The sequence below is a fragment of the Shigella sp. SIG6 genome, assembly GCF_053555815.1.
This window is the reverse complement of the sequence record NZ_JBQZXC010000116.1, coordinates 1-10,829: the sequence shown is the minus strand read 5'-3', so window position 1 is coordinate 10,829 and position 10,829 is coordinate 1. Positions and strand designations below refer to the sequence as shown.

General features: G+C 48.9%; 4 protein-coding genes, 1 tRNA gene, 1 rRNA gene and 4 pseudogenes. 7 read left to right on the top strand and 3 right to left on the bottom strand.

The window, feature by feature from the left end; translation table 11 throughout:
• Positions 1–10: 10 nt before the first annotated feature.
• Positions 11–673: a multidrug efflux transporter transcriptional repressor AcrS gene (gene acrS, locus ACUU1M_RS16015; protein WP_001129524.1), complete on the bottom strand. Its 663-nt coding sequence runs from the start codon at positions 671–673 to the stop codon at positions 11–13.
• A gap of 398 nt (positions 674–1,071) precedes the next feature.
• On the opposite strand from acrS, the pseudogene acrE reads away from it, so the two are divergent.
• The 7 genes and pseudogenes from acrE to ACUU1M_RS15980 all read left to right on the top strand — a co-directional run bounded on the left by acrE (position 1,072) and on the right by ACUU1M_RS15980 (position 10,362).
• A pseudogene (gene acrE, locus ACUU1M_RS16010) lies at positions 1,072–2,229 on the top strand (multidrug efflux RND transporter periplasmic adaptor subunit AcrE).
• Positions 2,230–2,240: 11 nt separating this feature from the next.
• Positions 2,241–5,337: pseudogene (gene acrF, locus ACUU1M_RS16005) on the top strand (multidrug efflux RND transporter permease subunit AcrF).
• A gap of 252 nt (positions 5,338–5,589) precedes the next feature.
• Entirely contained in the window at positions 5,590–5,790 is a 201-nt protein-coding gene (locus ACUU1M_RS16000) for a lipoprotein (protein WP_000825643.1), read from the top strand.
• A gap of 430 nt (positions 5,791–6,220) precedes the next feature.
• Positions 6,221–7,246: an amino acid ABC transporter substrate-binding protein gene (locus tag ACUU1M_RS15995; RefSeq protein WP_000738593.1), complete on the top strand. Its 1,026-nt coding sequence runs from the start codon at positions 6,221–6,223 to the stop codon at positions 7,244–7,246.
• Between the two features lie 67 nt (positions 7,247–7,313).
• A pseudogene (locus ACUU1M_RS15990) lies at positions 7,314–8,483 on the top strand (amino acid ABC transporter permease).
• A gap of 9 nt (positions 8,484–8,492) precedes the next feature.
• Positions 8,493–9,596: pseudogene (locus ACUU1M_RS15985) on the top strand (amino acid ABC transporter permease).
• A gap of 7 nt (positions 9,597–9,603) precedes the next feature.
• A complete protein-coding gene (locus tag ACUU1M_RS15980; protein WP_000078314.1) occupies positions 9,604–10,362 on the top strand; it encodes an amino acid ABC transporter ATP-binding protein in 759 nt (252 codons plus the stop codon).
• A 230-nt stretch (positions 10,363–10,592) separates the two neighbouring features.
• On the opposite strand, the gene rrf is transcribed toward ACUU1M_RS15980, so the two are convergent.
• Together rrf and ACUU1M_RS15970 are read right to left on the bottom strand one after the other, a co-directional pair.
• Positions 10,593–10,708, bottom strand: a 5S ribosomal RNA gene (rrf, locus tag ACUU1M_RS15975).
• Between the two features lie 39 nt (positions 10,709–10,747).
• Positions 10,748–10,823 (bottom strand) — tRNA-Thr (locus ACUU1M_RS15970).
• Between the last annotated feature and the right edge of the window lie 6 nt (positions 10,824–10,829).

Below are 10,829 nucleotides of genomic sequence, written 5' to 3'. Positions count from 1 at the left end.
GAATGTGAATTTACATGACACTTAATTCATTCGTTTGATGAATTAATTTCGTTATGTTTTCATCTGGCATGAACATTCTTAATACGTTATCGACCAGCGCGGGTGCTTGTTTATAAAGATCATAACCCGCCATATTCATTAACCAGTTTTGAACAATTCCGCTGAAGGCACCATCAATAATAATCATCACAACATCTAAATCGAGGTTATTTGCTACACAACCTTGTTGCTGACACGCCTGCAATACTTCGCGGAGAGTCTGCGGATTAAAGCCCATCTTTTCGCGTATCACTCCCTCGGCCAGCATCCCATCATTAAATTCACATTTGTGATATAAGATTTTCAGCAACGCCTGCTGGCGGGGAATTTTGGCAATATATTGCAAGCCGACAATCAATTTTTCACGCAATTGTTGAAACGGGTCATGCTCTAATCCAGCCGTCAAGTGTTCCTGGATTAACTCCCGCAATGAAGGCTGTTGCAACCACATCTCATTAAACAGTTGGGTCTTGTTCTCGAAGTGCCAGTAGATAGCGCCACGCGTAACGTTAGCGGCATCGGCAATGTCGTTGAGCGTCGTCTTGCTTACGCCATGTTGCGCAAACTGGGCGATGGCAGTTTCAATCAGTTCTTGCCGGGTCTTCAGAGCTTCGGCTTTGGTTCTTTTTGCCATGATTAATTATTCAGGAAATAAATATATTCGACACAGGGTGAGAAAATAGCGAAGGTTAATCTATCATCTAATGTGTATTTATACGAGAGGGTAACATTGAGTTGCTATAAATCGTCAAATAAATAATATATATTATTTACCTAAAATACATTCGCCACATGAATATATATTTCAATTTACGAGGTTTTAATTCTGCCTCTTTCAACCCGCGTCAAAATAAAACAGTAGAATATTAATCTTTTTTTGTGTTTATGTGCCTTGAGACGCCAGTATTCATAACTATTCCTTACATCGACGAATGATAATTTGTAGGATAGCAAACTGTATTTTTCTTTCTGCGAGTTAACGCGTTGCCTTTCTGGGTAAATAACGCGCTTTTGGTTTTTTGAGGAATAGTAATGACGAAACATGCCAGGTTTTTCCTCCTGCCCTCCTTTATTCTGATCTCCGCGGCTTTAATCGCCGGTTGTAACGATAAGGGAGAAGAGAAAGCTCACGTCGGTGAACCGCAGGTTACCGTTCATATTGTGAAAATGGCCCCGTTAGAAGTTAAGACTGAATTACCAGGCCGCACCAATGCTTACCGTATAGCCGAAGTTCGCCCACAGGTTAGCGGGATCGTACTGAATCGTAATTTCACTGAAGGCAGCGATGTACAAGCAGGCCAGTCCCTATACCAGATCGATCCCGCGACCTATCAGGCAAATTATGACAGCGCGAAAGGCGAACTGGCGAAAAGTGAAGCCGCCGCCGCCATCGCGCATTTGACGGTAAAACGTTACGTTCCGCTCGTGGGTACGAAATACATCAGCCAGCAGGAGTACGACCAGGCCATTGCTGATGCTCGCCAGGCCGATGCCGCCGTGATTGCCGCAAAAGCCACAGTCGAAAGCGCTCGCATCAATCTCGCTTATACCAAAGTGACTGCGCCAATTAGCGGACGTATCGGCAAATCGACCGTGACCGAAGGCGCTCTTGTCACTAATGGGCAAACGACTGAACTGGCGACTGTCCAGCAGCTCGATCCTATCTACGTTGATGTGACCCAATCCAGCAACGATTTTATGAGGCTGAAGCAATCCGTAGAGCAAGGAAATTTGCATAAGGAAAACGCCACCAGCAACGTAGAGTTGGTCATGGAAAACGGTCAAACCTATCCCCTGAAAGGTACGCTGCAATTCTCTGATGTGACCGTTGATGAAAGCACCGGCTCCATAACCCTACGTGCTGTCTTCCCTAACCCGCAACATACGCTTTTGCCGGGTATGTTTGTGCGTGCACGGATTGATGAAGGCGTCCAACCTGACGCCATTCTTATCCCGCAACAAGGCGTTAGCCGCACACCGCGTGGTGATGCAACCGTGCTGATTGTTAACGATAAAAGTCAGGTGGAAGCGCGCCCTGTCGTTGCCAGTCAGGCGATTGGCGATAAATAGTTGATTAGCGAAGGTCTGAAATCTGGCGATCAAGTCATTGTCAGCGGCCTGCAAAAAGCGCGTCCGGGAGAGCAGGTTAAAGCCACTACCGATACCCCCGCAGATACTGCATCGAAGTAAGGTAATCTGACATGGCAAACTTTTTTATTCGACGACCGATATTTGCATGGGTGCTGGCCATTATTCTGATGATGGCGGGCGCACTGGCGATCCTACAATTGCCCGTCGCTCTGTATCCAACCATTGCACCGCCTGCGGTTTCTGTTTCGGCAAACTATCCAGGTGCTGATGCGCAGACCGTGCAGGATACGGTGACGCAGGTTATCGAACAGAATATGAATGGTATCGATAACCTGATGTATATGTCCTCCACCAGCGATTCCGCCGGTAGCGTGACAATTACCCTTACCTTCCAGTCCGGGACCGATCCTGATATCGCGCAAGTGCAGGTGCAGAACAAACTCCAGCTCGCCACGCCGTTGCTGCCGCAGGAGGTTCAGCAGCAGGGGATCAGTGTTGAAAAGTCCAGTAGCAGCTATTTGATGGTGGCGGGCTTTGTCTCTGATAACCCAGACACCACACAGGACGATATCTCGGACTATGTGGCCTCTAACGTTAAAGATACGCTTAGCCGTCTGAATGGCGTCGGTGACGTACAGCTTTTCGGCGCACAGTATGCGATGCGTATCTGGCTGGACGCCGATCTGCTAAACAAATATAAACTGACACCGGTTGATGTGATTAACCAGTTGAAGGTACAGAACGATCAGATCGCTGCCGGACAGTTGGGCGGAACGCCAGCGTTACCAGGGCAACAGTTGAATGCCTCGATTATTGCTCAAACGCGGTTAAAAAATCCGGAAGAATTCGGCAAAGTGACCCTGCGCGTAAACAGTGACGGCTCGGTGGTACGCCTGAAAGATGTCGCACGGGTTGAACTTGGCGGTGAAAACTATAACGTTATCGCTCGTATCAACGGAAAACCGGCGGCGGGCCTGGGGATTAAGCTGGCAACCGGCGCGAATGCTCTCGATACCGCGAAAGCCATTAAGGCAAAACTGGCGGAATTACAGCCATTCTTCCCGCAGGGAATGAAGGTTCTCTACCCTTATGACACCACGCCATTCGTCCAGCTTTCTATTCACGAAGTGGTAAAAACGCTGTTCGAAGCCATTATGCTGGTGTTCCTGGTGATGTATCTGTTCTTGCAGAATATGCGAGCAACGCTGATCCCCACCATTGCGGTACCCGTGGTGTTGTTAGGGACGTTTGCCATCCTCGCCGCTTTTGGTTACTCCATCAACACACTAACGATGTTCGGGATGGTGCTTGCCATCGGGCTGCTCGTCGATGATGCGATAGTGGTGGTGGAGAACGTCGAGCGCGTGATGATGGAGGATAAGCTCCCGCCAAAAGAAGCGACGGAAAAATCGATGTCGCAAATTCAGGGCGCACTGGTGGGTATCGCGATGGTGCTGTCAGCGGTATTTATTCCGATGGCATTCTTCGGCGGTTCTACTGGGGCAATTTATCGCCAGTTCTCTATCACCATCGTTTCGGCAATGGCACTTTCTGTTCTGGTGGCATTGATTCTTACCCCTGCGTTATGTGCAACGCTGCTTAAACCCGTCTCTGCTGAGCATCACGAAAATAAGGGCGGTTTCTTCGGCTGGTTTAATACCACCTTCGATCATAGCGTTAACCACTACACCAACAGCGTCGGCAAAATCCTCGGTTCCACAGGACGATATTTACTGATCTATGCGCTGATTGTTGCAGGAATGGTGGTGTTGTTTTTACGTCTTCCTTCTTACCTGAAGAGGATCAGGGTGTCTTTCTGACCATGATTCAGTTACCCGCTGGCGCGACGCAAGAGCGGACGCAAAAAGTGTTGGATCAAGTGACGGATTACTATCTGAAGAACGAGAAAGCGAACGTTGAAAGTGTCTTTACGGTTAACGGCTTTAGCTTCAGCGGCCAGGCACAAAACGCCGGTATGGCCTTCGTCAGTCTGAAACCGTGGGAAGAGCGTGATGGTGATGAAAACAGTGCGGAAGCGGTAATCCATCGTGCCAAAATGGAATTGGGCAAGATCCGCGACGGTTTTGTCATTCCATTCAATATGCCAGCCATTGTTGAACTGGGCACGGCAACGGGTTTCGACTTTGAGTTAATTGATCAGGCTGGGCTGGGTCACGATGCCCTAACCCAGGCCCGTAACCAGTTGCTTGGTATGGCGGCGCAACATCCTGCCAGCTTAGTCAGCGTGCGTCCTAATGGCCTGGAAGACACCGCGCAGTTTAAACTGGAAGTTGACCAGGAAAAGGCGCGGCATTAGGTGTTTCACTTTCTGACATCAATCAGACCATTTCAACGGCGTTGGGTGGGACTTACGTTAACGACTTCATCGACCGTGGTCGCGTGAAAAAGGTGTATGTTCAGGCGGATGCCAAATTCCGTATGCTGCCAGAAGATGTCGATAAACTTTATGTCCGCAGCGCCAACGGCGAAATGGTGCCATTCTCTGCCTTTACCACTTCACATTGGGTGTATGGCTCTCCGCGACTGGAACGCTACAACGGTCTGCCGTCAATGGAGATTCAGGGGGAAGCCGCGCCAGGAACCAGTTCCGGCGATGCCATGGCGTTGATGGAAAACCTTGCGTCAAAATTACCTGCGGGCATTGGTTATGACTGGACGGGTATGTCGTATCAGGAACGCTTATCGGGAAACCAGGCTCCCGCTCTGGTAGCAATTTCCTTTGTGGTTGTTTTCCTGTGCCTTGCTGCACTCTATGAAAGCTGGTCAATTCCTGTCTCGGTTATGTTGGTCGTGCCGTTAGGGATTGTCGGCGTGCTGCTGGCGGCGACACTCTTTAATCAAAAAAATGACGTCTACTTTATGGTGGGCTTGCTAACGACAATTGGCTTGTCGGCCAAAAACGCTATTTTGATTGTTGAGTTCGCTAAAGATCTCATGGAGAAAGAGGGTAAAGGTGTTGTTGAAGCGACACTGATGGCAGTACGTATGCGTCTGCGTCCTATCCTGATGACCTCTCTCGCCTTTATTCTCGGCGTATTACCGCTAGCTATCAGTAACGGTGCCGGCAGTGGCGCGCAGAACGCTGTGGGTATCGGGGTAATGGGAGGAATGGTCTCTGCAACGTTGCTGGCAATCTTCTTCGTACCGGTGTTCTTTGTGGTGATTCGCCGTTGCTTTAAAGGATAAATCAGAAACATAAAGGCGCTTTCGGGTGCCTTTATTATTTCCAGTGAAACCCATAAAAATTAATAAGATATTCTTCTGCTCACTCTTTAAAAGCTTTCTATAGTTCCCGCTCCCTTCACTATTTTTACAATTCACATAATTTGTCATTATTCATTCCGCAAGATTTATAACCTCCGGTGATAAAATGGCATTCAGCTCGTTAATAAGAGAGTTAACTTATTAAGCGTTAGCGTTTATTACTGAGGTAACACCATGAAAAGATTAATTCCTGTGGCATTGCTCACCGCATTGCTGGCGGGCTGTGCTCACGATTCGCCCTGCGTTCCGGTTTATGACGATCAGGGTCGTCTGGTTCACACCAATACCTGTATGAAAGGCACGACTCAGGATAACTGGAAAACGGCTGGGGCTATTGCTGGCCTGACGATGGGGATCATCGCTCTGTCGAAATAACTGAACAGGGCGCGGAGTTTCGCGCTCTGTTTAACGATACAGTATCTTTACATAAGATAAAATATTGCTATATTCTGCTGGCTAATTCTCTGCTGATTTAGCATGTTATATCGCGTTATTTCGCTGCTTTCGAAATAACGCATCAATTTAACTTTCACACTTCCCACCAGAAATATACTCACGCTAACAATCATTATTCTGCTTAGTAAAACACGCGTAAATATTTTGCGCCAAAATGTGGCGCATGTTTCATTTTCGCACCATTGCGGGGCGCTGTTTTTATTATTTCCTGTCTACACTCAGCTTATTGCGACGCGAAATCGTGCGCAAAAGCTGGCACTACTTTTGCTTATAAGAGGATGGCCACAGACAAGTAAAAGACGTTTCCCAAACGTCCTATAACGATAATTTTCGCCTCACAGGAAGCATTATGAAAAAGATGATGATAGCCACACTGGCTGCCGCCAGCGTGCTGCTTGCCGTTGCAAATCAGGCGCATGCTGGCGCGACGCTTGATGCCGTTCAGAAAAAAGGTTTTGTGCAATGCGGGATCAGTGATGGATTACCTAGGTTCTCTTATGCCGATGCAGACGGTAAGTTTTCAGGTATTGATGTTGATGTTTGTCGTGGTGTTGCCGCTGCTGTATTTGGTGACGACACGAAAGTGAAATATACCCCACTCACAGCAAAAGAACGCTTCACCGCTTTACAGTCAGGGGAAGTGGATTTGCTCTCCCGTAATACGACCTGGACTTCATCTCGCGATGCCGGGATGGGAATGGCATTTACCGGCGTCACTTATTACGACGGCATTGGCTTCCTGACGCACGATAAAGCGGGGCTAAAAAGCGCGAAAGAACTGGATGGCGCTACCGTCTGTATTCAGGCGGGTACTGATACCGAACTCAACGTCGCCGACTATTTCAAGGCAAACAATATGAAGTACACACCAGTGACTTTCGATCGCTCTGACGAATCAGCGAAGGCACTGGAATCTGGTCGCTGCGATACGCTGGCTTCGGATCAGTCGCAACTGTATGCCTTGCGCATCAAATTAAGCAACCCGGCTGAATGGATTGTCTTACCGGAGGTTATCTCTAAAGAACCGCTTGGGCCGGTAGTTCGTCGTGGCGATGATGAATGGTTCTCGATTGTACGCTGGACGCTTTTCGCCATGCTAAATGCTGAAGAGATGGGCATCAATTCCCAGAACGTCGATGAAAAAGCGGCTAATCCAGCAACGCCTGATATGGCACATCTGTTGGGTAAAGAAGGCGATTACGGCAAGGATCTGAAGTTGGATAATAAATGGGCCTATAACATCATCAAACAGGTGGGTAACTACTCGGAAATTTTTGAGCGTAACGTAGGTTCAGAAAGCCCGCTGAAAATTAAACGTGGGCAAAATAATCTCTGGAATAACGGCGGTATTCAGTACGCGCCGCCCGTGCGTTAAGTCGGTGTGAGGTAACGAGCGTCGCTACGGCGGCGCTCTCTTCAGCGTTATGCTTTCCGAGGTTTCTATGTCTCATCGCCGCTCAACCGTTAAAGGCTCACTCTCCTTTGCCAACCCTACGGTTCGTGCCTGGTTATTCCAGATCCTTGCCGTTGTTGCTGTTGTCGGCATTGTTGGTTGGTTATTTCAAAACACTGTAACGAATCTCAATAATCGTGGCATTACTTCAGGTTTTGCCTTTCTGGATCGCGGCGCTGGCTTCGGTATTGTCCAGCATTTGATCGATTACCAGCAGGGCGACACCTACGGACGCGTTTTTATTGTCGGCTTACTCAATACGCTACTGGTTTCTGTATTGTGTATTGTGTTCGCTTCTGTTTTGGGCTTCTTTATCGGTCTGGCGAGACTTTCGGATAACTGGCTGTTACGAAAGCTTTCCACAATTTATATTGAGATCTTCCGTAATATTGCAAATCTTCTTCTGGTACTTTGCCGTGTTGCGCAATTTGCCCGGACCACGCCAAGCTGTGAGCGCGTTTGATCTGGCCTTTTTGAGCAATCGTGGGCTTTATATTCCGTCACCGCAGCTGGGAGACGGATTTATTGCGTTTATCCTGGCTGTTGTTATGGCTATAGTCCTTTCTGTTGGGCTATTCCGCTTTAATAAAACATACCAGATAAAGACCGGACAACTGCGCCGCTCCTGGCCGATCGCCGCAGTGTTGATCATTGGTTTGCCTTTACTGGCGCAATGGCTTTTTGGCGCAGCACTACACTGGGATGTCCCAGCCCTACAAGGCTTTAACTTCCGCGGCGGAATGGTTTTAATTCCTGAACTGGCAGCCTTAACGCTGGCACTTTCGGTTTATACCTCTGCATTTATCGCCGAGATTATCCGCGCTGGGATCCAGGCAGTGCCTTATGGTCAACATGAAGCGGCTCGGTCACTGGGGTTACCCAACCCGGTTACGCTACGCCAGGTCATTATTCCCCAGGCACTGCGAGTAATTATTCCGCCGTTAACCAGCCAGTATCTCAACATCGTCAAAACTCCTCTCTTGCCGCCGCTATTGGCTATCCCGATATGGTTTCGCTGTTTGCTGGCACCGTGCTGAACCAGACGGGGCAAGCCATCGAGACGATAGCCATGACCATGTCGGTCTATCTGATTATCAGCCTGACTATCTCGCTGCTGATGAATATCTATAACCGCCGCATCGCGATCGTTGAACGCTAAGGAGTCATGATGACAAAAGTATTGCTGTCTCAGCCCTCGCGCCCGGCGAGCCATAACTCAAGCCGCGCGATGGTGTGGGTGCGAAAAAATCTGTTCTCCAGCTGGAGCAATAGCCTGCTGACTATTGGCTGCATATGGTTGATGTGGGAACTGATCCCACCGTTGCTGAACTGGGCATTTTTGCAGGCTAATTGGGTTGGCTCAACGCGTGCTGACTGCACAAAAGCCGGTGCCTGTTGGGTCTTCATTCACAAACGATTTGGTCAGTTTATGTATGGGCTTTACCCACACGACCAACGCTGGCGAATTAACCTCGCATTACTGATTGGGCTTGTATCGATCGCACCAATGTTCTGGAAAATACTCCCGCATCGCGGTCGCTATATTGCGGCCTGGGCGGTGATTTACCCACTGATTGTCTGGTGGCTGATGTATGGCGGTTTTTTTGGTCTTGAGCGGGTTGAAACCCGGCAATGGGGCGGGCTGACGCTAACTTTAATTATTGCATCCGTTGGGATTGCGGGGGCGCTACCGTGGGGGATCTTACTGGCATTAGGTCGCCGCTCCCATATGCCGATTGTGCGTATCTTATCGGTCATTTTTATCGAGTTCTGGCGCGGCGTACCGCTGATTACCGTATTGTTTATGTCTTCGGTCATGCTGCCGTTGTTTATGGCAGAAGGCACCAGTATCGACAAACTGATCCGCGCGCTGGTTGGCGTGATCCTGTTTCAGTCAGCATATGTTGCGGAAGTCGTGCGAGGTGGATTACAGGCGCTGCCTAAAGGGCAATATGAAGCGGCAGAGTCGCTGGCGTTGGGTTACTGGAAAACTCAGGGGCTGGTTATTCTGCCACAGGCGTTGAAGCTGGTAATTCCTGGGCTGGTAAATACCATCATCGCACTCTTCAAAGATACCAGCCTGGTGATCATCATCGGCTTGTTCGATCTTTTCAGTAGCGTTCAGCAGGCAACCGTTGATCCCGCCTAGTTGGGTATGTCGACAGAAGGGTATGTTTTCGCCGCGCTGATCTACTGGATCTTTTGTTTCAGCATGTCACGTTATAGCCAACATCTGGAAAAACGTTTTAACACCGGGCGTACACCGCATTGAGGACACTATGAGCCAAATTTTACTGCAACCTGCTAACGCGATGATTACGCTGGAAAACGTCCATAAATGGTATGGACAATTCCATGTTTTGAAAAATATAAATTTAACCGTGCAACCGGGAGAACGGATCGTTCTGTGTGGCCCTTCTGGTTCCGGTAAATCGACAACCATTCGTTGTATTAATCATCTGGAAGAACATCAACAGGGACGGATTGTCGTAGATGGCATCGAACTTAATGAAGATATCCGCAATATTGAGCGCGTCAGGCAGGAAGTGGGAATGGTATTTCAGCATTTCAATCTCTTCCCTCATCTGACCGTTTTACAGAACTGTACCCTGGCACCGATTTGGGTACGCAAGATGCCTAAGAAAGAGGCTGAAGCTCTGGCGATGCATTACCTTGAGCGGGTGAGAATTGCCGAACATGCGCATAAGTTTCCCGGACAGATTTCAGGTGGTCAGCAGCAACGCGTTGCCATTGCGCGTTCGCTGTGTATGAAGCCGAAAATTATGTTGTTTGATGAACCAACGTCGGCGCTCGATCCGGAGATGGTGAAAGAGGTGCTGGATACGATGATTGGGCTGGCGCAGTCGGGTATGACAATGTTGTGTGTAACACATGAGATGGGGTTTGCACGTACCGTCGCTGACCGGGTAATTTTTATGGATCGTGGGGAGATAGTGGAACAAGCTACACCTGATGAATTTTTTGCGCATCCTAAATCAGAGCGTACGAGGGCATTTTTATCGCAGGTAATCCATTAATTGAATGTTAGTTCGAAAAGCAAAAAGGCCATCCTTTCGGATGGCCTTTCGCTTGATTTGATGTCTGGCAGTTTATGGCGGGCGTCCTGCCCGCCACCCTCCGGGCCGTTGCTTCGCAACGTTCAAATCCGCTCCCGGCGGATTTGTCCTACTCGGGAGAGTGTTCACCGACAAACAACAGATAAAACAAAAGGCCCAGTCTTCCGACTGAGCCTTTTGTTTTATTTGATGTCTGGCAGTTCCCTACTCTCGCATGGGGAGACCCCACACTACCATCGGCGCTACGGCGTTTCACTTCTGAGTTCGGCATGGGGTCAGGTGGGACCACCGCGCTACTGCCGCCAGACAAATTCTTTTCTAATCTGCCGAACTTTAACCTAAAAAGTGGTGCTGATACCCAGAGTCGAACTGGGGACCTCACCCTTACCAAGGGTGCGCTCTACCAACTGAGCCATATCAGCACGCTA

Coding starts and splice junctions, on each gene's coding strand:
- acrS (WP_001129524.1), bottom strand. CDS start 673: ATGGCAAAAAGAACCAAAGCCGAAGCTCTGAAGACCCGGCAAGAACTG.
- ACUU1M_RS16000 (WP_000825643.1), top strand. CDS start 5,590: ATGAAAAGATTAATTCCTGTGGCATTGCTCACCGCATTGCTGGCGGGC.
- ACUU1M_RS15995 (WP_000738593.1), top strand. CDS start 6,221: ATGAAAAAGATGATGATAGCCACACTGGCTGCCGCCAGCGTGCTGCTT.
- ACUU1M_RS15980 (WP_000078314.1), top strand. CDS start 9,604: ATGAGCCAAATTTTACTGCAACCTGCTAACGCGATGATTACGCTGGAA.